Raw genomic sequence first — 22,301 nt, 5'->3', positions numbered from 1 at the left:
GAGCGGAGCGGCCCTTCAAGGGCCGCTCTGAAGGCCGCGGCGAGCGGCCTGAAAACACCCTGGCCGGGGTCAGTTGGTCTCGGCCAGCTGTTCGAGGATGGCCGGGTTCTCCAGGGTCGAGGTGTCCTGCGTGATGGCCTCGCCCTTGGCGATGGAGCGCAGCAGGCGGCGCATGATCTTGCCGCTGCGGGTCTTGGGCAGGTTGTCGCCGAAGCGGATGTCCTTGGGCTTGGCGATCGGGCCGATTTCCTTGCCCACCCAGTCGCGCAACTGCTTGGCGATGGCCTTGGCCTCCTCGCCCGTGGGGCGGCTGCGCTTGAGCACCACGAAGGCCACGATGGCCTCGCCCGTGAGGTCGTCCGGGCGGCCCACCACGGCGGCTTCGGCCACCAGGTCCGTCTTGCCCACCAGCGCGGACTCGATCTCCATCGTGCCCATGCGGTGGCCCGAGACGTTGAGCACGTCGTCGATGCGGCCGGTGATGCGGAAGTAGCCCCGGTCGGCGCTGCGCACCGCGCCGTCACCCGCCAGGTAGTAGCCCTTGAGTTCCTCGGGGAAGTAGCTCTTCTTGAAACGCTCCGGGTCGCCCCAGATGGTGCGGATCATGGACGGCCAGGGCTTCTTCACCACCAGGATGCCGCCCGCGCCGTTGGGCACGTCGTTGCCGGCCTCATCGACGATGGCCGCGGCAATGCCCGGCAGGGGCAGCGTGCACGAGCCCGGCACCAGCGGCGTGGCGCCCGGCAACGGGGTGATCATGTGGCCGCCAGTCTCGGTCTGCCAGAAGGTGTCCACGATGGGGCAGCGCTCGCCGCCCACGTGCTTGTAGTACCACATCCAGGCCTCGGGGTTGATGGGCTCGCCCACCGAGCCGAGCAGGCGCAGGCTGGACAGATCGGAGCGCGCGGGGTGCACCTTTTCGTCGCCCTCGGCGGCCTTGATCAGCGAGCGGATGGCCGTGGGTGCGGTGTAGAAGATCGTGACCTTGTGCTTCTCGATCATCTGCCAGAAGCGCCCGGCGTTCGGGTAGGTGGGCACGCCCTCGAACACGACCTGCGTGGCGCCCGCGGCCAGCGGGCCGTAGGTGACGTAGGTGTGGCCGGTGATCCAGCCGATGTCGGCCGTGCACCAGAAGATGTCTTCGGGCCTCAGGTCGAAGGTCCAGTTCATGGTGAGCTGCGCCCACAGCAGGTAGCCGCCGGTGCTGTGCTGCACGCCCTTGGGCTTGCCGGTGGAGCCCGAGGTGTAGAGCACGAACAGGGGGTGCTCGGCGCTCACCATTTCCGCCGGGCAGCTGGTGGACTGCTCGGCCATGGCGTCGTGCATGAAGGTGTCGCGGCCGGCGACCATGTTGCAGGCCGTGGGGGTGCGCTGGAACACGATCACGTTCTTGATGGAGTCGCAGCCACCCATGGCGATGCCTTCGTCCACGATGGCCTTGAGCGGCAGCTCCTTGCCGCCGCGCAGCTGGTAGTTGGCGGTGATCACGGCCACGGCGCCCGCGTCCTGGATGCGCTCCTGCAAGGCCTTGGCCGAGAAGCCGCCGAACACCACGCTGTGCGTGGCGCCGATGCGCGCGCAGGCCTGCATGGCCACCACACCCTCCACCGTCATGGGCATGTAGATGACGACGCGGTCGCCCTTCTTCACGCCGCGCGCCTTGAGCGCGTTGGCGAACTGCGAGACCTTGGCCAGCAGTTCCTTGTAGGTGACCTTGGTCACGTCGCCGTTGTCGGCCTCGAAGATGATGGCGGTCTTGTTCTCCACCGGCGTGCCCATGTGGCGGTCCAGGCAGTTGTACGAGGCGTTGAGCTCGCCGTCCTCGAACCACTTGTAGAACGGCGCCTTGCTGCTATCGAGCGTCTTGGTGAAGGGCTTGTGCCAGCTCAGGGTTTCGCGCGCCAGCCGGGCCCAGAAGCCTTCGAAGTCCTTGTCGGCCTCGGCGCACAGCGCCTGGTAGGCCTCCATGCCCGAGACCCGCGCGGCCTTCACGGTGGCGGCCGAGGGCTCAAAGACGCGGTTTTCGACCAGGGTGGATTCGATCGTCGACGAAGGCGCGGACATGAAAGTCTCCTAAATGTTGTGGGCAGATGACAGGCCGGGACTGTGCTGAAGGGCTCTTACGAGTCTCTTACAGAAAAGGGCGCAGACCTACAATACCGCCTGCCGTCTGGCCGCCCATCCCGGGGGCTCGGTACATTGTGTCACCATCCATGAGCGACCCCGTCAAAGTCCAAGCCCCGATCCGCGCGCTGCCCAACCTGATCTTCGCCAGCCGCTGGCTGCAGTTGCCGCTCTACATCGGCCTGATCGCGGCACAGGCCATCTATGTCTTCCATTTCTGGGTTGAACTGGTCCACCTGATCGAGGCCGCGTTCGGCAACGACGTGGCACTGGCCAAGCTGGTCACCAGCATCGGCTACAAGAGCGACGTGCAGCTCACCGGCCTGAACGAGACCATCATCATGCTGGTGGTGCTCGCCCTGATCGACGTGGTGATGATCTCCAACCTGCTGATCATGGTGATCGTGGGCGGCTACGAGACCTTCGTGAGCCGCATGCACCTGGAAAACCACCCCGACCAGCCCGAGTGGCTCAGCCACGTGAACGCCTCGGTGCTCAAGGTGAAGCTGGCCACGGCCATCATCGGCATCAGCTCGATCCACCTGCTCAAGACCTTCATCAACGCCGCCAACTACGACGTGAAGGTCCTGATGTGGCAGACCATCATCCATGTGGTCTTCCTGCTCAGCGCCATGGCCATCGCCATGACCGACCGGCTGATGGCCCACCCGGCGGACAACGGCCACTGACCGCGCGCCTTCGGGCGCCTTGTGGGGTTTTCTGCGCCCCGGCATGGGCCATCCATGCACAAAAGTTATAATTGACGCCTCAGCCATCCGGCCCCTGGCCGGGTGGCGCTCATGTGCTACTCGCGGATCGCCCTGCATCCCGTCGCGGCACAGAGATTTCAATGGCCGGTCTTCCGGCCTCGACGCCGCGTCACTCCCGCACCGTGCCAGCCCCCCAGACAGGGCCCGCTGACCGGGCTTGCGTGATGGCAGGCGCTGGGTTTGCCGATTCGTCGCTGTCAGTGTCTGTCTGCGGTCTTGAATGACCCGGTCGGGCACGCGCGTGCCCCCTGCTTCAAGACCGTTCGCGGTGCCTTGTCCAACTTGCACAGGAGGCAGCACCACCCATGGCCCAACCCATTTCCATCGAACACGTCTTCAAGGTGTTCGGCGACCAGCCCGGGGCCGCCCTCGATCTCGTCCGCGAAGGCCGCAGCAAGCAGGAGATCCTCGCCGAAACCGGGCAATCCATCGGGGTCTTCGACGCCCATTTCGAAATCGAGGCCGGCGAGATCTTCGTCATCATGGGCCTGTCGGGCTCGGGCAAATCGACGCTGGTGCGCCTGCTCAACCGGCTGATCGAACCCACGGCCGGCCGCATCCTGGTCAACGGCCAGAACATCAACGACCTCTCGGACGCCGGCCTGCGCGCCCTGCGGCGCAAGGACATCAGCATGGTGTTCCAGTCGTTCGCGCTGATGCCGCACATGACCGTGCGCGACAACACCGCCTTCGGCCTCGAACTCGCGGGCGTCAAGCCCGCGCAGCGCCTGGCGCTGGCCGACCAGGCCCTCGAACAGGTGGGCCTGGCTGGCTGGGGCGACAGCTACCCCGACGAACTCTCCGGCGGCATGCAGCAGCGCGTGGGCCTGGCGCGCGCGCTGGCTTCGGACCCGTCCATCCTGCTGATGGACGAGGCCTTCTCGGCGCTGGACCCGATCATCCGCACCGAGATGCAGAGCGAGCTGCTGCGCCTGCAGCAGGTGCGCCGCCGCACCATCGTCTTCATCTCGCACGACCTCGACGAGGCCATGCGCATCGGCGACCGCATCGCCATCATGAAGGACGGCCAGGTGGTGCAGGTCGGCACGCCGGAAGACATCCTGCGCCAGCCGGCCGACGACTACGTGCGCAACTTCGTGCGCGGCGTCGACGCGGCGGCGGTGTTCAAGGCCGGCGACATCGCCCGGCAGACGCAGGTCGTGGTGGCCGAGCACCCGAACAAGGGCGCGCGCGCCGCGCTCAAGCTGCTCGAAGACAAGGACCGCGACTGGGCCTACGTCGTCAGCCCCGACCAGCGCTACCTCGGCCTGGTGTCGGCGGATTCCCTGCGCCATGCGTTGCAGGACCACGACGGCCCGCTGGGCCTCTCGCGCGCCTACCTGCCCGACGTGCAGGTGGTCAACGCCGCCCACCCGGTGGCCGAGCTCTTCGGCCAGGCCGCGAACGCGCCCTACCCGCTGCCCGTCGTGGACGCCCACGGCCGCTACCGCGGCGCCATCAGCAAGAACACGCTGCTGAAGTTCCTGGACCGCGCGGCAGCTTGAGGCCGCCCCCCACTGGAGAGAACATGAACGACACCGACATCGAGATCACCGCAAGCCCCGCCACCACCGACGCGTGGGGCGCGTCCACCGCGGCCGCCAGCGACAACTGGCTCGACACCCCCGCGCTCAGCGACACCACCGCCCCGATGGCCGACGAAGGTTTTCGCCTCAGCCAGCTGTGGGACGGCTCGCTGCCCGTCGAGAACTGGATCAACGACGCCCTGAGCTGGACGGTGGACCACTTCCGCCCGTTCTTCCAGACCGTGCGCGCGCCCATCGACACCACGCTCACCAGCGTGGAACAGCTGCTGTTGAGCGTGCCGATGCTGGCCATGGTCACGCTGATGGGCCTGCTGGCCTGGCAGTTCGCCGGCCGCGCCATCGCCATCGGCACCGTGGTCTCGCTGCTGCTGGTGGGCATGCTGGGCATCTGGCCCGAGGCCATGGTCACGCTCTCGCTGGTGCTGACCTCGCTGGTGTTCTGCATCGCCATCGGCCTGCCGCTGGGCATCCTGCTGGCGAGCAGCGACCGCACGCAGCGCCTGCTTCGCCCAGTGCTCGACGCGATGCAGACCACCCCGGCCTTCGTCTACCTGGTGCCGGTGGTGATGCTGTTCGGCATCGGCAACGTGCCCGGCGTCATCGTCACCATCGTCTTCGCCCTGCCCCCGCTGGTGCGCCTGACCGACCTGGGCATCCGCCAGGTGCGGCCCGACCTGATCGAGGCAGCGCGCGCCTACGGCGCCTCGCGCTGGCAGATGCTGGCCAAGGTGCAGTTGCCGCTGGCCCTGCCTTCCATCATGGCGGGCATCAACCAGGCGCTGATGCTCTCGCTGTCCATGGTGGTCATCGCTTCGATGATCGCCGTCGGCGGCCTGGGGCAGATGGTGCTGCGCGGCATTGGCCGCCTGGACATGGGCATGGCCACCGTCGGCGGCCTGGGCATCGTGCTGCTGGCGATCGCGCTGGACCGCATCACCCAGGCCCTGGGCCGGCCCGGCCGCGGTGCGCGCCACTGGTGGCAACAAGGCCCCGCCGGCCTGATCGTGCGGCTGCTGCGCGCTTCGCCAAGCCGCCCGGTGGCGCCCACGCCTTCCACCGCCCCTCTTTCCACCTCCTGAGCGTTCGCGCCCAGGCCCTCCCACCCACCATCGAAAGGAAACCGATGACCTTCCCCTCGCCCACCCCTCTGTGGCGCACCCTGCTCGGCGGCGGCCTCATGGCCCTCGCCCTCACGGGCCCGGCCCAGGCGCAGAACCTGCCCGGCAAAGGCATTGCCGTGCAGCCGCTGCAAAGCTCCATCGCCGAAGAGACCTTCCAGACCCTGCTGGTGTCGCGCGCGCTGGCCAAACTGGGTTACGACGTGAAGCCGATCAAGGAAGTGGAGTACCCGACCGCCCACGTGGCCATCGCCAACGGCGACGCCACCTTCATGGCCGACCACTGGGACCCGCTGCACGCGGACTTCTACAAGAACGCCGGCGGCGACGCCAAGCTCTACCGCCAGGGCGCCTACTCGCCCGGCGCGGCCCAGGGCTACCTGATCGACCGCAAGACCGCCGAGGCCCACAAGATCACGCGCGTGGACCAGCTCAAGGACCCGGCGATCGCCAAGCTGTTCGACCACAACGGCGACGGCAAGGCCGACCTGACCGGTTGCAACCCCGGCTGGGGCTGCGAGGCGGTGATCGAGCACCACCTCGACGCCTACAAGCTGCGCGACACGGTGACGCACCAGCAGGGCAGCTACGCCGCGCTGATCGCCGACACCATCACGCGCCTCAAGCAGGGCCAGCCGGTGCTGTACTACACCTGGACGCCCTACTGGGTCAGCGGCGTGCTGCGCCCCGGCCAGGAAGTGGTGTGGCTGCAGGTGCCGTTCTCCTCGCTGCCGGGGGAGCAATCCAAGCTCGACACCCAGCTGCCCAATGGCCAGAACTACGGCTTCGTGCTCAACACGCAGCGCATCGTGGCCAACCGGCAGTTCACCGAGCAGAACCCGGCGGCCGCGCGGCTGTTCGAGGTGATGGCGCTGCCGGTGGCCGACATCAACGCCCAGAACCTGCGCATGCGCGAAGGCCAGAACAAGCCGCAGGACGTGGAGCGCCACACCGACGCCTGGATCAAGGCCCACCAGAAGACTTTTGACGGCTGGATCTCCCAGGCCCTGTCGGCCGCGAAACGCTAAGGCGCCGCCCCCCTGAAAAAGCCCGGCCTGCCGGGCTTTTTCATGCGCTCAACGCGCCAGCAAGCCGATCACCAGCGCGTTGGCGAGGTCGATGAAGAACCCGCACACCAGCGGCACCACGATGAAGGCCCGGGGCGCCGCGCCGTAGGCCCGCACCACCGCGCTCATGTTGGCGATGGCCGTGGCGGTCGAGCCCAGCGCGATGCCGCCGAAGCCCGAGCAGATGACGGCCGCTTCGTAGTCGCGCCCCATGAAGCGGAACACGACGAAAGCCGTGAAGGCCACCGCGAGCAGCACCTGCAGCGTCATGGTCACGGCCATGAAGCCCAGCACCGGCTCCAGCTCCCACAGGCGCAGGCCCATGAGCGCCATGGTGAGGAACAGGCCCAGGCTCACGTCGGAGATCAGCGCCACCCCCAGCCGCATGCTCGGCCAGTTCCACAGGCGACCGCCTTCGGGCGCCAGCCACTGCCCGGCGCTGCGCAGGCCGATGCCCGCCATCAGGCAGCCCACGAAGGCCGGCAGGTGCAGCCCGGTGAGCGCGACCAGCTCGTTGACGCCCTGCCCCAGCATCAGGGCCAGGTTGAGCCAGAGCAAGGCCATCAGCACGCCGTGGTAGTCGAGCCGCAGGTGGGCTTCGTCCTGGTAGCGCGTGCCGACCTCCACGTCGGCCGAGCCCGAGGGCACGATGCGGTGGCGGCGCATCAACCACGCCGCCAGCGGCCCGCCCACCAGGCAGGCCGCGATCATGCCCACCATGTTGGCCGCCAGGCCCAGCTCGCCCGCGTTGGCGATGCCCAGGCGGTCAACGAAGTGCGGCGTCCAGGCCAGCGTGGTGCCGACCCCGCCGGTGAGCGAGATCGAGCCGGCCATGAGACCCGCCCGCGCGTCCATACCGAACGCGCTGGCCGCCGCCATGCCGACCCCGTTCTGCAGCAGCATGAAGCCGATGGCCAGCACCAGCAGCACCACCAGCGAGCGCCCGCCCTGGCGCAGCGTGCGCACGTCCGTGCCCAGGCCGATGGCGGCGAAAAAGTACAGCAGCAGCATGTCCCGCGCGCCGAGCTCGAACACCACCCGCACATCCAGCGTGTAGTACAGGGTGCAGACGACCAGCGCGCACACCACTCCGCCCACCACGGCCTCCGGGATGTTGTAGCGCTGCAGCCAGGCGTGGCGCTGCGTGAGCCACTTGCCGACGAAGAGCAGCAGGATGGCGAGCGTGAAGCTGGCGAAAGGATCGACGAGGAAGCTGGTGCGCCAGGGGAACAGGATCATGGCGCCATGGTAGCGGTCAACGCCCCGTCATCTTCTCCGGCACCACCCACTGGTCGAACTGCTCGGCCGTCACGTGGCCCAGCGCCAGCGCAGCCTCGCGCAGCGTGGTGCCCTCCTTGTGCGCCTTCTTGGCGATCTGCGCGGCCTTGTCGTAGCCGATGTGCGTGTTCAGCGCCGTCACCAGCATGAGCGAGCGGTCCACCAGCTCGGTGATGCGCGCGCGGTTGGGCTCGATGCCCACGGCGCAGTGGTCGTTGAAGCTCTTCATGCCATCGGCCAGCAGGCGCACGCTCTGCAGGAAGTTGTGCGCCACCATCGGCCTGAACACATTGAGCTCGAAATTGCCCGAGGCGCCGCCGAAGTTGATCGCCACGTCGTTGCCGAACACCTGGGCCGCCAGCATGGTGACGGCCTCGCTCTGGGTCGGGTTGACCTTGCCGGGCATGATGGACGAGCCGGGCTCGTTCTCGGGAATGCTGAGCTCGCCGATGCCGCTGCGCGGGCCGCTGGCGAGCCAGCGCACGTCGTTGGCGATCTTCATGAGGCTGGCCGCGAGCGTCTTGAGCGCGCCGTGCGCGTGCACCAGGGCATCGACGCTGGCCATGGCCTCGAACTTGTTGGGCGCGGTCACGAAAGGCAGGCCGGTGAGCCGGGCCAGCTCGGCCGCCACCTGCTCGGCATAGCCCTTGGGCGCGTTCAGGCCGGTACCCACCGCCGTGCCGCCCAGCGCCAGCTCGCACAGGTGCGGCAGGGCAGCGCGCACATGCGCCTCGCCGTGCGCGAGCTGCGCCACCCAGCCCGAGAACTCCTGCCCCAGCGTGAGCGGCGTGGCGTCCTGCAGGTGGGTGCGGCCGATCTTGACGATGCCGTCGAAGTCGCGCGCCTTCTTCTCCAGCGTGCCGCGCAGCAGCGCCAGCGCCGGCAGCAGGCGGTGCGTGAGGGCCTCCACCGCCGCCACGTGCATGGCGGTCGGGAACACGTCGTTGCTCGACTGGCTGCGGTTCACGTCGTCGTTCGGGTGCACCAGGCGCCCTTCGCCGCGCTCGCCGCCCAGCAGCTCGCTCGCGCGGTTGGCCAGCACCTCGTTCACGTTCATGTTGGTCTGCGTGCCCGAGCCGGTCTGCCAGACCACCAGCGGGAACTCCACCTCGTGGCCGCCGGCGATCACCTCGTCGGCCGCTTTCGCGATGGCCTCGGTCTTCTTCTCGTCCTGCAGGCCCAGCGCGTGGTTGACCACGGCCGAGGCGCGCTTGACCTGCGCCAGGGCGCGGATCATCTCGCGCGGCTGTCGCTCGCCCGAGATGTCGAAGTTCTGCAGCGAGCGCTGCGTCTGGGAGCCCCAGAGGCGGTCGGCCGGGACGTCGATGGGGCCGAAGGTGTCGCGTTCGGAGCGGGTGGCCGGGCGGGTGTTCATGGTGTGGCGTGACCTGTCAAAATAGAGGGCTGGAGAAGCCAAGCCCCAAGGCCCTCCAGCATAGCTCCAAATAAAAGCAATTCTCATCTGATGGCCACTTGACGCCTTGCCCCGGCCGCCGACGCGATTTGCCCCCTACGCCCACGACACCATGACGACCACCATCCGCCAGGCCGACCTCATCGAATCCATCGCGGCCGCGCTGCAGTACATCAGCTACTACCACCCCGCCGACTACATCGCCCACCTGGCCCGCGCCTACCAGCGCGAGCAGAGCCCCGCCGCGAAGGACGCGATCGCCCAGATCCTGACCAACAGCAAGATGAGCGCCACCGGCCAGCGCCCGATCTGCCAGGACACCGGCATCGTCAACGTCTTCCTCAAGGTCGGCATGAACGTGCGCTGGGAAGGCTTCACCGGCAGCCTGGACGACGCCATCAACGAAGGCGTGCGCCGCGGCTACAACCACCCCGACAACACGCTGCGCGCCTCGGTCGTGGCCGACCCGCAGTTCGCCCGCAAGAACACCAAGGACAACACCCCCGCCGTGATCGTCACCGAGCTGGTGCCGGGCGACACCGTGGAAGTGACCGTGGCCGCCAAGGGCGGCGGCAGCGAGAACAAGAGCAAGATGATCATGCTCAACCCCGGCGACTCGGTGGTCGACTGGGTGCTCAAGACCGTGCCCACCATGGGGGCCGGCTGGTGCCCGCCGGGCATGCTGGGCATCGGCATCGGCGGCACGGCCGAGAAGGCGGTGCTGATGGCCAAGGAAAGCCTGATGGACGACATCGACATGTACGAGCTGCAGGCCAAGGCCTCGAAGGGCGAGAAGCTCGACCAGGTCGAGGAACTGCGCCTGGAGCTGTACGAGAAGGTCAATGCCCTGGGCATCGGCGCGCAAGGCCTGGGCGGCCTGACCACCGTGCTCGACGTCAAGATCAAGATGTACCCCACGCACGCGGCCAGCAAGCCCGTGGCCATGATCCCCAACTGCGCGGCCACGCGCCACGCGCACTTCGTGATGGACGGCAGCGGCCCGGTCTACCTGGACGCGCCGAGCCTGGACCTCTGGCCCAACGTGAACTGGGTGCCCGACACGCAGAAGAGCAAGCGCGTCGACCTCAACACGCTGACCAAGGAAGAAGTCGCCAGCTGGAAGCCCGGCGACACCCTGCTGCTCAACGGCAAGATGCTCACGGGCCGCGACGCGGCGCACAAGCGCATCAAGGACATGCTGGCCAAGGGCGAGAAACTGCCGGTGGACTTCACCAACCGTGTGATCTATTACGTCGGCCCGGTCGACCCGGTGCGCGACGAGGCCGTGGGCCCGGCCGGCCCCACCACCGCCACCCGCATGGACGGCTTCACCGAAATGATGCTGGCCGAGACCGGCCTGATCGCGATGATCGGCAAGTCCGAGCGCGGCCCGGTCGCCATCGAGGCCATCAAGAAGCACAAGAGCGCCTACCTCATGGCCGTGGGCGGCGCGGCCTATTTGGTCTCCAAGGCCATCAAGACCGCGAAGGTGCTGGGTTTCGCCGACCTGGGCATGGAAGCCATCTACGAATTCGACGTGGTCGACATGCCCGTGACCGTGGCCGTGGACGCGGGCGGCACCAGCGCGCACATCACCGGCCCGGCCGAGTGGCAGAAGCGCATCGCCACCGGCGAGTTCAAGGGCATCGAGGTCGCCGCCGCTTGAAAACCGTCGGGGTGTTCGACAGCGGGGTCGGCGGCCTGAGCGTGCTGCGCGCCCTGCTCGCCGAACTGCCGGGCACGCGCTTCGTCTACGCCGCCGACAGCGCGCACGCGCCCTACGGCGAGCGCACGGCGCAGGACGTGTCGGCGCGCACGCACCGCATCACCGCCCAGCTGCGCGAGCAGCACGGCATCGATGCCCTGGTGGTGGCCTGCAACACCGCCACGGCCCACGCCATCGACGACCTGCGCAAGGCCTACCCCGACCTGCCCATCGTGGGCGTGGAACCTGCCCTCAAGCCCGCCGCCGCCCTGAGCCGCAGCGGCGGCATCGGCGTGCTGGCCACGCGCGGCACGCTCGAGAGCGCGCGTTTCGCCCAGCTGCGCGACCGGCTGATCGCCGCCGCGCCCCGTCCCCTGCGGTTCATCAGTCAGCCCTGCGATGGCCTGGCGGCGGCCATCGAGCGGCACGAGCTGCCGACCATCGAGGCCTTGAGCACGCGCTATGTGAAGGAGCTGCTGCAAGGCCCCCAAGGCGACCACCCCATCGACACCCTGGTGCTTGGTTGCACGCACTACCCGTTCGCGGCCGAGTTGCTGGGCCGCCTGTGCGGCCCCGATGTGACGCTGGTGGACACCGGCGCCCCCGTCGCGCGCCGCACCCGCGACGTGCTGGGCCTGCCCCTGCTCCCGGGCGCGCCCGCCGTGCCGCCCTTGCTGCTGTCCAGCGGCAACCCCTCGGCCCTGGCCCAGGCCGCCCAGCGCTGGCTGGGCCTGGGCGTGGAAGCGCGAAGCCTCTAGGCCTGCAGCGCAGCGGCACGCCCGCGCTGCATGTTCACCGGCACCAGCAAGGCCAGGCCGATCACGAACAGCACGGCCGTGAAGCCGATGGCCAGGCGCTGGTTGCCCCCGGTCATCCAGGTGATGGCGCCATAGCTCAGCGGACCGATGATGCTGGCCACCCGCGTGGCGAAGGTCCACAGGCCGAAGAACTCGGCCAGTTGCGCCGGTGGCGCCAGCATGCCGGCCATGGCACGGCCCGAAGACTGGCTCGCACCCATGCACACGCCCGCGATGGCCGCGGCGTACCAGAAGCCGCCCTTGGTGGTGGTGAGCGCCGCGATGATGCAGGTCGCCACCCAGCCCACCAGCGTGATGCCCAGCGCCAGCTTGTGGCCCAGGCGGTCCTGCCAGTAGCCAAAGGCCAGAGCCCCGAGCGCGGCCGCGATGTTGAGCACGAAGATCAGCACCATGGTCTCCTGCTGCACGAAGCCGATCACCTGCTCCGCGTAGATCGCCGCCAGGGTGATGGCCACCGCCACGCCGCCCTGGTAGGCCGCCACGCAGGCCAGCAGCCACATGAAATCGCGGTAACGGCGCGCCTGCTGGAAGGTGCGGTGCAGCTGGCGCAGCGATTCGCGCCACCCCGCCGCGCCGGCGGGCCCGGTCTGGGGCTGGGCGCGCTCACGCAGCAAACCCAGCGTGAACAGCGCCGCCACCGCGAACACCGCCGCCGTGATCCCCATCGTCACCGGCACGAACTGCTCGGCTTTCTGGCCCTGCGCCTGGGCCCAGAGCACATAGCCCAGGCTCAGCCCCAGCGCCAGCATGCCGCCCACGTAGCCCAGGCTCCAGCCCCAGCCGCTCACCCGGCCCATGGCCTCGGGTTTCGCCAGCTCGGGCAGGAACGCGGCAATGAGCGACTCGCCCCAGGCAAAGAACACGTTGGACACGACGATGAGCACCATGCCCAGCACCACCGCCCCCGGCCCCACCAGACCCAGCGCGGCCGTGGCCAGCACACAGCCCAGCGTGGTCATCATGAGCAGCCGCTTCTTGGCCGCGTGGCGGTCCGCCCACGCGCCCATGGCGGGGATGGTGAACATCACGATCAGGTGCGAAATGCTGAGCGCCAGCGTCCAGGCGAAGGTCGCCCATTCGGCGCCACCGGCCACCGCCCCCACGAAATAGGCCGCGAACACCGCGGTGATCACCACCGTGGTGTAGCCGGAGTTCGCGAAGTCGAACATCGCCCAGCCGAACACCTCGCGCTTGCGCACGCCGGGGTTCAGGGCATCGGTAGAGAAAAAGGCCATGGGGACTCCGGAGGGCGAGGCCAGGTGCTCGCGCTCTGAAGTCTATTACGCGCCCGTGACCGGGCCGTCAGTGCAGGTGGCGCGGCTTGCGCGGGCCACCGTGCGAGGGGCCGCCATGGCCGCGCGGCGGCTTGCCCAGCTGCATCGAATTCACCAGCGACTCGAAGCGCTGGTTGAAGAGCTTGTCGATCGCGCCCACGACGTCGCCCAGTTCGGCCTGGTCGAAGTGGCGCTCCATGACGTGCAGCACGTCCTGCACCAGCAGATCGCGTTGCACCTGCATGATGGCGGCGGGCGTGGGGCCCACGAAGCACATCAGGAAGTCGTCGCGCGCTTCCTCGTCGGGCGCACCCTCTTCTTCGTCGTACTCGGCGTCGTAGAACGACACTTCCAGCGGTGCCCCGGCCGACGCGATGTCGTTCAGGCCCATGCAGGCCTCTTCGATCACCTGGCGGAAATCCTCGTCGCCCGGCACCGTCCAGCAGATCTGCAGCACATGGGCCTCGGCGTCGAAACGGATGCCCGGCTCGTCTTCGTAGCTGCTCTCGGCCGCCGCCGCCAGCGAGCGAGCGCCCGCGTACTGCCACAAGGGTTTGAGCGCATCCTGGATCTGGCCGTAGGCCACATCCTCGCGCAACGGCACGTCGCCGTGCACGTGGATCTCGAAGGGCGCGTTGTATCGGGTCATGGAAAACTCACTGTAGCGGCGAAACCGCAAAAAACCTAGAGGTGGTGCCTCGAAGCGGACTCGAACCGCTAAGTCTCGCGACGGGGGATTTTAAGCCTGAGCATGGCATCCGCACCGGACTAAGGATGGGCTTGGATGAGGCTTGCTGCAGCAGGTTTTCCCCGAGGCCAGTGCCTTCGATCATATCCCGGTGCGCGATGCAAACCGCCCCGGTTCCCCTCCGCCTGGCTCCTAGCCGGCCCCTGGAATCGGGGCCTTTCAGGAGCACCTCATGGCGAAGGTCAAACTCACCAAGTCCGTCGTTGACACATCGCAGGCTCAAACCTGCGACGTGGAACTCCGGGATACGCTCGTTCCGGGCTTCTTGTGCAAGATTACACCAACGGGCCGCAAGGTCTTCATGGTTCAGTACCGCACGAACTCCGGCGTGCGGCGCAAGCCGGCAATCGGCCAGTTCGGCGAACTGACGGTCGAACAGGCGCGATTGCTTGCGCAAGACTGGCTGGCCGAAGTCCGGCGCGGGGGCGATCCCGGACTCGACAAGGCCGAATCCCGCAAGGCGCCGACGGTCAAGGAGCTGTGCGGCCGGTTCATGGACGACCACTCCAAGCCGCACAACAAGCCCAGCACACAGGCCGGCTACCAGTACCAGATCGACAGCTTCGTCATCCCGGCCTTCGGCAGCAAGAAGGTTCACGAGGTCACACGCCACGACATCACCGCGCTGATGAAGCGCATGGAGAAGTCGCCCACCCAGGCTAACCGGGTGCTGTCGCTCGTCCGCAAGATGTTCAACCTGGCCGAGCTGTGGGGCTACCGGCCCGATGGCTCCAACCCGTGCCGCCACGTCCCCAAGTACCCGGAAAAGGGTTCGACCCGGCTCATCACCGACGACCAGATGACCAAGCTGTTCACCTATCTGGAGAAGGCCGAGGCCGAAGGCTTGGAGCATCCCACCCACCTGCTGGCAGTCCGGCTGCAATTCGAGTTCGCCGCACGCATGTCGGAAGTCCTGCTCTTGCAGTGGGATTGGCTCGACCTACCCAACGGCCGGGTGGTCTGGCCGGACAGCAAGACCGGCGATATGTCCAAGCCCTTGAGTGAGGAAGCCCGCCGGCGGCTGACCAATGCTCCTCGCTACGGCGATTCGCCCTATGTCTGCCCGGCGATCCTCGACCACAGCAAGCCCCTCAGCACCCACACCTACTATCAGGCGTGGCGGCGCATCCTTGACCGTGCCGGTGTGCCGAAGGTCGGCACTCACGGTATCCGCCACCGCTCGGCGACCGACATTGCCAATTCGGGCGTTCCCCTAAAGGTCGGCATGGCGCTGACAGCGCACAAGACCGCGGCGATGTTCATGCGCTACGTCCATACCGAGGACGATCCGGTGCGGCAAGCGGCCGAACTAGTGGCGGCCCGGCGCAAGACGATCACGGGTGCGCAACGCCAGGCGGAGGTCGAAGCATGAGAAGGAGGCCCACCCGGGAAATCCGAGACAGTGTCTCGGAAATGTGGACGCGGGCTCGCCCCTTCTCCTTGACTTCCATTCGTCTATAAACGAAAATAACAATGTACCGAATCGAGCACTACCTCTCGGCCGACGTACAGAAGGATCTCTACACCGACTGGCTGCGGCGCTTGCGTGATGCACAAGCCAAGGTGGCGGTCATCCGCCGCGTGGCCCGTATCGAGCAAGGCAACTTCGGCGACCACAAGTTTTGCCGAGATGGCGTGTGGGAGCTGCGCATCGACGCGGGGCCTGGCTATCGGGTTTATTACGGCCTAGCGGGGCAACGGTTGGTGCTGCTGCTGTGTGGTGGCGACAAGCGCACCCAGGATGCGGACATTGACCGGGCGGTGGGCTATTGGCAGGACTGGCAACGGAGAATCGACGAATGAGAGGCAAATCCCATGACGAGGCGATGGCCGAGCTGTACCGCAACGATCCGGCGCTCGCACTTGAAGTCATCAACAACATCCTGGCCGATGGCGACCAAGCCGAACTGATGACCGTGCTGCGCCAGCTTGCGCAGACAGTCGGCGGCGTGCAGGCGGTGGCCGAACAGGCTCACCTTAACCCGACGCAGCTTTACCGCACGTTGTCGCCGAAGGGCAATCCCGCCCTGAACAGCTTGACCGCCATCCTCAAGACGATGGGCCTACGCTTGGCTGTGCAGCCGCTGGCTTCTGCGCCCTCGGCGCACGCGGCTTGATGTTCGATGCCTATGGCAAGCATCGTTCATCCGATTCACTTTGAAGACTACAGCGGCGTTCAATTTGAGCGCCTTGCTTTTGCTTATCACGTTCGTACCGGCTGGCGCGACCTGATCTGGCACGGCCAATCGGGTAGCGACCAGGGACGAGACATCTTCGGAATCGAGGAGTTTGACGATCGACCTTCGCGCAAGACGATTATCCAGTGCGCTAATCGTGACATGCTGACCCTGGCGAAAGCCCGAACCGATATGGAGAAGGCTGTCGAGGCTACTGGCGGTACGCCAGATGCTTTCAAATTCATCTGTCGTGGTGCAGTCTCTGACGCCAGCAGAACACGGATCAGCGATAGCGCTGCTGCACTTGGCGTAGCGCATGTGACGATCTGGTCGAGCGTCGAGTTCGAGGAGAACCTGCGTTTGCGTGGCGAATACCTCTTGCACCGCTTCGTCCAGGGAGTCGAGTTCCCCGAAGCCGAAGCTGAGATCCGAAAATTCGTTGATGACTTCCCTGGCTTATCCGACGCCGAGGCGCTGGGTTTGATGGCTGCCGTATTCGACCGGCCTGCTTTTCGCACACCTTTTCAACAGGAAAGTTCGCTACCCGCCTTCCAGCAAGCTGTTGAGGACACCATTCGAGCACTCAACACCGGAGCGTGGAGAACACGTGAAGGCACCGAAATTCGGCGCATTCCATCGATCCATCACATCAGAGATCAGCGTGTTCGCAAGGTGCTGGCCCAGGTTGTGCGTCAAGTCGATGAACTGCGCCGCATCTTCGTCTCTCGCCTCCGAGAAGGCGAGATCCGGCATTGTGAATGCGGCAAGGCGGACTGCCCCACCTACATGCTCAGTTCTCGTGTAGCGGACGAACTGGATTGCGCCCGTGACCGCATCCTCGCTACCTTTCGCTCGGTGCATGCACCGTTCGATGTTGTCGTCCGCTAAACGCGGAGAGGTCGGCAATGGCGGCGCAAATTGACCTGTTCAGTTCTCAGCATCTTGAAGCTGCCTGCCGTGTGCTTGCAGACACCGAGCGCGGCTTGAGTGGCACACAGATTGGGAGGCTGCTGCAAGAGATGGAAGTGATCGACCCATCGCCGGGCATGACGAAGTGGAAGCGGTTGTTCAACGCGCTCGCCGAGTTGCAGAACAAGCATCAGCGAGGCAACCATCTGATTATGTTCATCAACCGCGCAATGAACCCGGTGAACTACGTGCGCGATCCTGGAACATTTGCTTGGCTGCGGGATGAACTCAATGTCGTGCTGGCGTTCTCTGGCTTCTATGTTCGCGACGATGGCAAGGTGGGATATGCCGACAAGGCGACGACGTTGGATGCAGCCCGCGCACGCGCTGGACGTCTCAAGGCGGCGCTGGAAAGCAGAGTCGTCCATGCGGAGGTCTTGAATTACTGCCGAGCCGAGCTGTTGGACGAGAACTATTTTCATGCGGTCTTCGAGGCGAGCAAGGGTGTCGCCGAGCGAATTCGCATACTGTCGGGGTTGACCGGCGATGGTGCCGACTTGGTGAACAAGGCGTTCGCGGGTCAGCAGCCAATCTTGGTCTTGGGACCACTGAGCACCGAGTCCGAAAAGAGCGAGCAGAGAGGATTTGCGAACTTGCTAATCGGTCTGTTCGGCGCCGTGCGCAATCCCTTGGCCCATGCCCCGAAGACGAATTGGCCTATGTCTGAGCAGGATGCGCTCGACATCTTGACGCTGGTTTCACTGATCCATAGAAAACTGGATGGCGTGCAGAAAGCGGCAGTGTCCTTTTCGTAGGCGTCGCAACGCCGTCCTGATCGATTGTTGTATCGTGATACGACAATCACCTGCCTCCTCTGAATAGACCGTCCCAGCCTGTTGAACGAGATTCAAATGGCTTAAAACAAGGAATCTTCATGTCGCAAGCGGCGTTCAATGTCTTCGATGCGCTGTCCGCTTGGGGCAAGACGCTTTCCAACTGGCAGCGGTGCCTGCTGGTCAAACTCGTTGGCGCCGTCGATTTCCCGGACGAGGCTTTGGATGAGGTCTACCGCGAGTACTTGATGGACCAGCAACTGGCCACCACGGAGATGCCACGCGCCACATGGGACATCGCCTTGCCCCAGATCCAAGGCGGCCCCACAACGGACTCAAGCGTAGTGACCGCCATGACCGCACTGACCGGCGTCAACGCCCTGGCGCCGGGTGAAACACTGACTTTCGGGCGCAAGCTCACTGTGATCTATGGTCCCAACGGTGCGGGCAAGTCCGGCTATGCGCGAGTGCTCAAAGCCGCATGCTTCACCCGTTCCAAGCAAACCGCGATTCTCGGCGATGTGAAGTTGGCCAAGCACAAACAACCCACGCCTAGCGCGACGTTTGCCTTCGACGACGGCTCCAACACGACATTTGTCTACAAGGAGCCTTGCCAGCGACTGCGCGACAACTTCGCGGTGTTCGACTCGACCTGCGTGCGTGTCCATCTGGATGAGCGCAATGCCTTCCAAGTCATGCCTTATCTGTTCGATGTTTTTCCCCGCATGGTGGAGGTCTTCGGAAAGCTCCAGCGCAAGCTGCGCGATGACATCGCTCTACGTTCCCACGCTACGGACAAGTTCGCGATTCCAGGCAGCACGTCCGAAGTCGCTTCGCTGCTGATCACCCTGACGGCACAGACGGACCTCGTTGGCTTGCAGGCATTGGCCGCCTTCGGCGACGAGGAGCGCGCGCGCCTGGAATCGGTTGTCCAGCAACTCGCGACACTCAGGACCACCGATCCCAAGGAGATCATTCGCCAGAATGAGCAGCGCATCATCGATCTGGACGCACTGAAAGCATCGATCTCAGGTTTGCACATGGCTGTATCGCCTGCAGTCGCGGAACAGATCACCAATGCCGTCAAGCAGATTCAGACGCTGACGGAAAAGGCGTCAGCGCTCTCAGCGGCACAGTTGGGCGAGGAGCCGGTGCAGCCCATCGGCACAGCAGCATGGCGTGACCTGCTGGCTGCGGCCATTGCTTACAACGCCGAAGCCTATCCTGACGAGGCGTTTCCACCGAAGGCGGATGCGGCCCGATGCGTGCTTTGCCATCAGGTTCTCGACGAAGACGGCATTGCACGATTGACCCGCTTCTATCAGTTCGCAACCAGTGGTGTCGAAGCGCAGCTTGGCCAGGCCAAGACAACGCTCGCAGGGTATGGCACGAAGTTGTCGAAGATCAGTCTCGCCTTCTTCGACGAGGGCAGTGTCGCGCGCCGGACCTTGACCGAGGTGGATGCCGCAATGGCCGCGGCGGTTTCCAGTCATGTCGAAGGCTATCGGGAAGTCATCGGAGCATTGGCGCGGGCGGTTGCCGGTGCCTTCGACCCTGGCTTGAGCATGTTGGACCATGACCCGGTCTCGGTACGCATCACGGAGTTGGTTGAGCGCCTGAAATCCGACAACGATGCCTTGCGACAGAAGGACCCCAAGGTACTGATGGGGTCGTTGATGGCAGAGGAGCGATTGTTACTCGATCGCCAGGTGCTCTCCGGCCAGTACGATGCCATCGCTGCGGCGGTGGCAGACCTCAAATGGGTGGTGAAGGCCAATTCGTGCATCCGCGGCTTTGCCGTATCCCAACGCGAAGTGACCAGCAAGCAGAAAGCGCTGGCCACAGAACTGGTGGCGCAGGGCTTCATCGCGCGATTCACGGAGAACTGCGCCGCCCTGCAGCTCAAGCTGCCGGTGCAATTCCGCTTCGCGGGCGATGCTGGAACGACTGATCGCAAAATCGAGATTGCCAACGCCAGCGTGGCCGGCATCGACCCGTCTTCGGTGCTGAGCGAGGGCGAACAGACCGCCGCGGCATTGGCCGACTTTCTCACTGAAGTGGAACTCAACGGTTCCTGTTTGGGCGTGGTGTTCGATGACCCCGTGACCTCGATGGACCATGTACGCAAAGAGGCGATCGCACAACGCCTGGTGGACGAAGCCGCCAAGCGGCAGGTGATCGTCTTTACGCACGACATCCTGTTTACGAACTATCTGGCGACGGCTGCGGTGGAAAAGGGTGTCGATTTCGCGGGCCGGACCGTGTGGCGTGGCGAGGCCGAAGAGCCAGGTGTCATCGACAGCCTGGCCTTCCCTCACGAACATTACGAAGGTGCTGCACACGATCGCGCACGAAAGCACCTTGACGTCGCCCGCACGCTGGATGGCGACAAGCAGCGCGACAGCCTGGAGAAGGCGTGTGGCAGCCTGCGTACCGCCTATGAGGACTTCATTCAGCGAAAGCTGTTCGGCAATGTCGTGCGCCGCTGGCGGGAGAACATCACCTTCACCCTCAGTCAGGTGTATTTTGATGAAGGCATTGCTGCACAGGTTCACACGCGCATGGTGATGTTATCCCGATACATCGATGCTCACTCCCACTCGCCAGACTTCCACGAAGTGCCGTTGACGATTGATTTCGTGGTTGACGAATTGGCACAGATGGACCGCATCAAGGCTGAGTACAACACAGCGCGCAAGGCATGGGAGAAAGCCAAGCCCCAGGCGGCGACCTTTAGCTGATCCGGACTTCAATGGCAAAGCCCACGATTGTTCTCGACAAGAACTACCTGCAAGGATCGACGGCGGCGCACATGCTGCAACTCGCGCAGTCGCACCAGTTGCTGATGGCCGACGTACTTTTCTACGAGTTGATCTCGTCGTCCGAACCGGGACGCTCGCGCTGCTTCGCCAAGTTTCCCAAGATCGAGAACCCGGTGATCTTGGTCAATCACGTAGGGGCGCTGCTGAAACAGGAGATAGAGTCGCACGAAGCCTGCGGCAAGCCCTCTACGCGGTACGAGGATATCCGCTTCCAATTCAACGAGGCGCTGACCGGCGCGAACTACGCGCTGCCGCCTTCGGCGGCTGAGGCGCTTCAGGAGCAGACGGCGGAACTTCGTGAAGATGTCGAACGATTTCTTGACCGGGTGCGCTTGATTCCGACCCTAATCCCAAATCTTCTGGAAGGCACCAGCGCGGAGCGACAGTCACTGCGGGAGGCCGCCGAGGAGGTCATCGCGACCAATACCGATGCAATGTTGAAGTTCTACGGGAGCCTGGAAGTCCCTTCGGGCGAACTTCCACTACCGCCTGCCACGATCATGACCCGGGATTGGGCACTATTTCGTTGGCAGCAGGTCCAGTTGCTTTTCGCGCTGGACGCATATTGTCGTTATGGTGGACGTGTTCCCGACACACTGAGCGGAAAAGCCTACGAGAAAATCGAGCACGATGTTCTCGACGCGCACTACCTCCTGTTGGGAACACTGGAAGGATCGTTCGCCACGCGAGAAAAGAAACTGCAGCGGTGGTTTGGTCTGCTTTGTCCCGACGGCCAGCTCTATTCCTAGCCAGTGGCCTTGCGCAGGCATCTTTTCAGATCGTCGGGTAGACCACCTTCTCGTTGTGATCGCTGAAATCGTCGCTCCACGTCAGCTTGATGGAGTGCTTGCTTTTGCTACCCAGTGATATGGACGCAATCAATTCCACCGACTGGAGCGTGTCCAGTGTCTCTAGCGGAAATTTCGAGTCGATGTCCGATTGAACCAGGCAGTCGTTGCCATCGGGAAACGACAGCGACACGTTGCGCGCGGCCGATTTCCCCTTGTTCCAGATTTTCAGCCGTCGGTTGTTGCTGCCGATCTTGATGAACGTCGCGCCGAGGTCCGCTTTCTTAATGTTGAGGATTTCAGTGGCTTCTTTTTCCAGAAGTAGCTTGTTCAGTCGATCCTGGCTCTCAATCAACTTGTTCTGTTTCTGATTGAATCTGAACGTCGTCCAAGTGGCGTACGCGGACAGCAAAAGAGCGCCTATGGCGATGGCATCACCAACACTGATTGGGAAGGGCATCATCGGATCTTGATGTTCTTGCTGCCGCGGAATGCCCTCTTCAGCGATTCGTGCAGTTCCTTCTGAAGATCTTTGACGACGGCTTTCCCGATCTCCTTGGCATGCGCTTGCACGTTCTCATCGTTGGCTCGGATGAGATCATCCTTGGAAATCTGCAACCCACAGTTGCCGCAGGTGAACAGTTCGCTCGTCTGCCCATCAGCGCCGTCGTGTGAAAACTCAGTGCCACCGCACGTTGGGCAATTCAGACAGACCGACCGGTTGTACTTGTCCGCTTTGAACGTCATGCCGTATCTCCGATCGTGTCAACGCTGTGAGCCGTGAATGATCGCAGCGAAGAAAAGAATAGCATCGCTGCACGGGGATCTTTCGTCGACGCGATGCCTATTTATTCTATCTGACAGTCTTCATTGCGTCCCGGCGTGCCGCCGCCGGGTTCGAGGGCTGCG

General features: G+C 64.9%; 20 protein-coding genes. 13 read left to right on the top strand and 7 right to left on the bottom strand.

The features are described 5' to 3' along the window. Window positions 1-69: 69 nt before the first annotated feature. Window positions 70-2,064 (bottom strand): acetate--CoA ligase, encoded by a 1,995-nt coding sequence (gene acs, locus ABSY19_RS26405; RefSeq protein WP_382157264.1) that lies wholly within the window; start codon window positions 2,062-2,064, stop codon window positions 70-72. A gap of 149 nt (window positions 2,065-2,213) precedes the next feature. On the opposite strand from acs, the gene ABSY19_RS26400 reads away from it, so the two are divergent. The 4 genes from ABSY19_RS26400 (at window position 2,214) to proX (ending at window position 6,587) form a co-directional block, all read left to right on the top strand. Continuing rightward, entirely contained in the window at window positions 2,214-2,813 is a 600-nt protein-coding gene (locus tag ABSY19_RS26400; protein ID WP_382157262.1) for a YqhA family protein, read from the top strand. A gap of 386 nt (window positions 2,814-3,199) precedes the next feature. After that, window positions 3,200-4,399, top strand: coding sequence for a glycine betaine/L-proline ABC transporter ATP-binding protein ProV (gene proV, locus ABSY19_RS26395; RefSeq protein ID WP_382157261.1), 1,200 nt, complete (start codon window positions 3,200-3,202; stop codon window positions 4,397-4,399). Window positions 4,400-4,422: 23 nt separating this feature from the next. Continuing rightward, entirely contained in the window at window positions 4,423-5,520 is a 1,098-nt protein-coding gene (proW, locus tag ABSY19_RS26390) for a glycine betaine/L-proline ABC transporter permease ProW (RefSeq protein ID WP_382157259.1), read from the top strand. Window positions 5,521-5,564: 44 nt separating this feature from the next. Continuing rightward, the gene (gene proX / locus ABSY19_RS26385) at window positions 5,565-6,587 is read left to right on the top strand and encodes a glycine betaine/L-proline ABC transporter substrate-binding protein ProX (RefSeq protein WP_382157257.1); all 1,023 of its coding nucleotides are present in this window, start codon (window positions 5,565-5,567) and stop codon (window positions 6,585-6,587) included. A 48-nt stretch (window positions 6,588-6,635) separates the two neighbouring features. On the opposite strand, the gene gltS is transcribed toward proX, so the two are convergent. Then, entirely contained in the window at window positions 6,636-7,865 is a 1,230-nt protein-coding gene (gltS, locus tag ABSY19_RS26380; RefSeq protein WP_382157255.1) for a sodium/glutamate symporter, read from the bottom strand. Between the two features lie 16 nt (window positions 7,866-7,881). After that, entirely contained in the window at window positions 7,882-9,279 is a 1,398-nt protein-coding gene (gene fumC, locus ABSY19_RS26375; RefSeq protein ID WP_382157253.1) for a class II fumarate hydratase, read from the bottom strand. Between the two features lie 151 nt (window positions 9,280-9,430). On the opposite strand from fumC, the gene ABSY19_RS26370 reads away from it, so the two are divergent. Further along, window positions 9,431-10,984, top strand: a complete 1,554-nt coding sequence (locus ABSY19_RS26370) for a fumarate hydratase (RefSeq protein WP_382157251.1) — start codon at window positions 9,431-9,433, stop codon at window positions 10,982-10,984. Further along, on the top strand, window positions 10,981-11,781 hold the full coding sequence (gene murI / locus ABSY19_RS26365) for a glutamate racemase (RefSeq protein ID WP_382157249.1): 801 nt from the start codon (window positions 10,981-10,983) through the stop codon (window positions 11,779-11,781). Before ABSY19_RS26370 ends, murI begins: the two co-directional genes overlap by 4 nt. Here murI and ABSY19_RS26360 read toward each other — a convergent pair. Beyond that, entirely contained in the window at window positions 11,778-13,076 is a 1,299-nt protein-coding gene (locus ABSY19_RS26360) for an MFS transporter (RefSeq protein ID WP_382157247.1), read from the bottom strand. The two genes, murI and ABSY19_RS26360, sit on opposite strands and share 4 nt — an antisense overlap. Before the next feature lie 67 nt (window positions 13,077-13,143). Then, window positions 13,144-13,764, bottom strand: coding sequence for a DUF6806 family protein (locus tag ABSY19_RS26355; RefSeq protein WP_382157245.1), 621 nt, complete (start codon window positions 13,762-13,764; stop codon window positions 13,144-13,146). A gap of 271 nt (window positions 13,765-14,035) precedes the next feature. Here ABSY19_RS26355 and ABSY19_RS26350 point away from each other — a divergent pair, with 271 nt between their 5' ends. The 7 genes from ABSY19_RS26350 to ABSY19_RS26320 all read left to right on the top strand — a co-directional run bounded on the left by ABSY19_RS26350 (window position 14,036) and on the right by ABSY19_RS26320 (window position 21,353). After that, a complete protein-coding gene (locus tag ABSY19_RS26350) occupies window positions 14,036-15,235 on the top strand; it encodes a site-specific integrase (RefSeq protein WP_056581584.1) in 1,200 nt (399 codons plus the stop codon). Between the two features lie 101 nt (window positions 15,236-15,336). After that, a complete protein-coding gene (locus ABSY19_RS26345; RefSeq protein ID WP_198149213.1) occupies window positions 15,337-15,666 on the top strand; it encodes a type II toxin-antitoxin system RelE/ParE family toxin in 330 nt (109 codons plus the stop codon). After that, complete coding sequence (locus ABSY19_RS26340; protein WP_056581600.1) at window positions 15,663-15,980, top strand: DNA-binding protein; 318 nt, start codon at window positions 15,663-15,665, stop codon at window positions 15,978-15,980. Before ABSY19_RS26345 ends, ABSY19_RS26340 begins: the two co-directional genes overlap by 4 nt. 12 nt (window positions 15,981-15,992) lie before the next feature. Further along, window positions 15,993-16,928, top strand: a complete 936-nt coding sequence (locus ABSY19_RS26335) for a hypothetical protein (RefSeq protein ID WP_056581602.1) — start codon at window positions 15,993-15,995, stop codon at window positions 16,926-16,928. A gap of 17 nt (window positions 16,929-16,945) precedes the next feature. Next, window positions 16,946-17,764, top strand: coding sequence for a TIGR02391 family protein (locus tag ABSY19_RS26330; RefSeq protein WP_056581607.1), 819 nt, complete (start codon window positions 16,946-16,948; stop codon window positions 17,762-17,764). 119 nt (window positions 17,765-17,883) lie between these two features. After that, window positions 17,884-20,523 (top strand): AAA family ATPase, encoded by a 2,640-nt coding sequence (locus ABSY19_RS26325; protein ID WP_056581610.1) that lies wholly within the window; start codon window positions 17,884-17,886, stop codon window positions 20,521-20,523. Window positions 20,524-20,534: 11 nt separating this feature from the next. Beyond that, window positions 20,535-21,353, top strand: a complete 819-nt coding sequence (locus tag ABSY19_RS26320) for a hypothetical protein (RefSeq protein WP_056581614.1) — start codon at window positions 20,535-20,537, stop codon at window positions 21,351-21,353. A gap of 25 nt (window positions 21,354-21,378) precedes the next feature. Here ABSY19_RS26320 and ABSY19_RS26315 read toward each other — a convergent pair whose 3' ends face one another. Both ABSY19_RS26315 and ABSY19_RS26310 read right to left on the bottom strand, forming a co-directional pair. Next, window positions 21,379-21,852: a hypothetical protein gene (locus ABSY19_RS26315; protein ID WP_056582600.1), complete on the bottom strand. Its 474-nt coding sequence runs from the start codon at window positions 21,850-21,852 to the stop codon at window positions 21,379-21,381. Further along, window positions 21,852-22,139: a hypothetical protein gene (locus ABSY19_RS26310; protein ID WP_082548881.1), complete on the bottom strand. Its 288-nt coding sequence runs from the start codon at window positions 22,137-22,139 to the stop codon at window positions 21,852-21,854. The genes ABSY19_RS26315 and ABSY19_RS26310 overlap by 1 nt, the downstream gene beginning before the upstream one ends. Between the last annotated feature and the right edge of the window lie 162 nt (window positions 22,140-22,301).

The organism is Hydrogenophaga sp. ANAO-22 (assembly GCF_042466645.1).
In the GTDB taxonomy this organism is placed as follows: Bacteria; Pseudomonadota; Gammaproteobacteria; order Burkholderiales; family Burkholderiaceae_C; genus Hydrogenophaga.
The sequence above is the reverse complement of the archived record's forward strand: the minus strand, read 5'-3'. Positions and strand labels throughout refer to the sequence as shown.

Coding starts and splice junctions, on each gene's coding strand:
- proW (WP_382157259.1), top strand. CDS start 4,423: ATGAACGACACCGACATCGAGATCACCGCAAGCCCCGCCACCACCGAC.
- ABSY19_RS26345 (WP_198149213.1), top strand. CDS start 15,337: ATGTACCGAATCGAGCACTACCTCTCGGCCGACGTACAGAAGGATCTC.
- proX (WP_382157257.1), top strand. CDS start 5,565: ATGACCTTCCCCTCGCCCACCCCTCTGTGGCGCACCCTGCTCGGCGGC.
- ABSY19_RS26320 (WP_056581614.1), top strand. CDS start 20,535: ATGGCAAAGCCCACGATTGTTCTCGACAAGAACTACCTGCAAGGATCG.
- ABSY19_RS26370 (WP_382157251.1), top strand. CDS start 9,431: ATGACGACCACCATCCGCCAGGCCGACCTCATCGAATCCATCGCGGCC.
- fumC (WP_382157253.1), bottom strand. CDS start 9,279: ATGAACACCCGCCCGGCCACCCGCTCCGAACGCGACACCTTCGGCCCC.
- proV (WP_382157261.1), top strand. CDS start 3,200: ATGGCCCAACCCATTTCCATCGAACACGTCTTCAAGGTGTTCGGCGAC.
- ABSY19_RS26310 (WP_082548881.1), bottom strand. CDS start 22,139: ATGACGTTCAAAGCGGACAAGTACAACCGGTCGGTCTGTCTGAATTGC.
- ABSY19_RS26350 (WP_056581584.1), top strand. CDS start 14,036: ATGGCGAAGGTCAAACTCACCAAGTCCGTCGTTGACACATCGCAGGCT.
- ABSY19_RS26360 (WP_382157247.1), bottom strand. CDS start 13,076: ATGGCCTTTTTCTCTACCGATGCCCTGAACCCCGGCGTGCGCAAGCGC.
- acs (WP_382157264.1), bottom strand. CDS start 2,064: ATGTCCGCGCCTTCGTCGACGATCGAATCCACCCTGGTCGAAAACCGC.
- ABSY19_RS26340 (WP_056581600.1), top strand. CDS start 15,663: ATGAGAGGCAAATCCCATGACGAGGCGATGGCCGAGCTGTACCGCAAC.
- ABSY19_RS26315 (WP_056582600.1), bottom strand. CDS start 21,852: ATGCCCTTCCCAATCAGTGTTGGTGATGCCATCGCCATAGGCGCTCTT.
- ABSY19_RS26400 (WP_382157262.1), top strand. CDS start 2,214: ATGAGCGACCCCGTCAAAGTCCAAGCCCCGATCCGCGCGCTGCCCAAC.
- gltS (WP_382157255.1), bottom strand. CDS start 7,865: ATGATCCTGTTCCCCTGGCGCACCAGCTTCCTCGTCGATCCTTTCGCC.
- ABSY19_RS26325 (WP_056581610.1), top strand. CDS start 17,884: ATGTCGCAAGCGGCGTTCAATGTCTTCGATGCGCTGTCCGCTTGGGGC.
- ABSY19_RS26355 (WP_382157245.1), bottom strand. CDS start 13,764: ATGACCCGATACAACGCGCCCTTCGAGATCCACGTGCACGGCGACGTG.
- ABSY19_RS26330 (WP_056581607.1), top strand. CDS start 16,946: ATGGCGGCGCAAATTGACCTGTTCAGTTCTCAGCATCTTGAAGCTGCC.
- ABSY19_RS26335 (WP_056581602.1), top strand. CDS start 15,993: ATGGCAAGCATCGTTCATCCGATTCACTTTGAAGACTACAGCGGCGTT.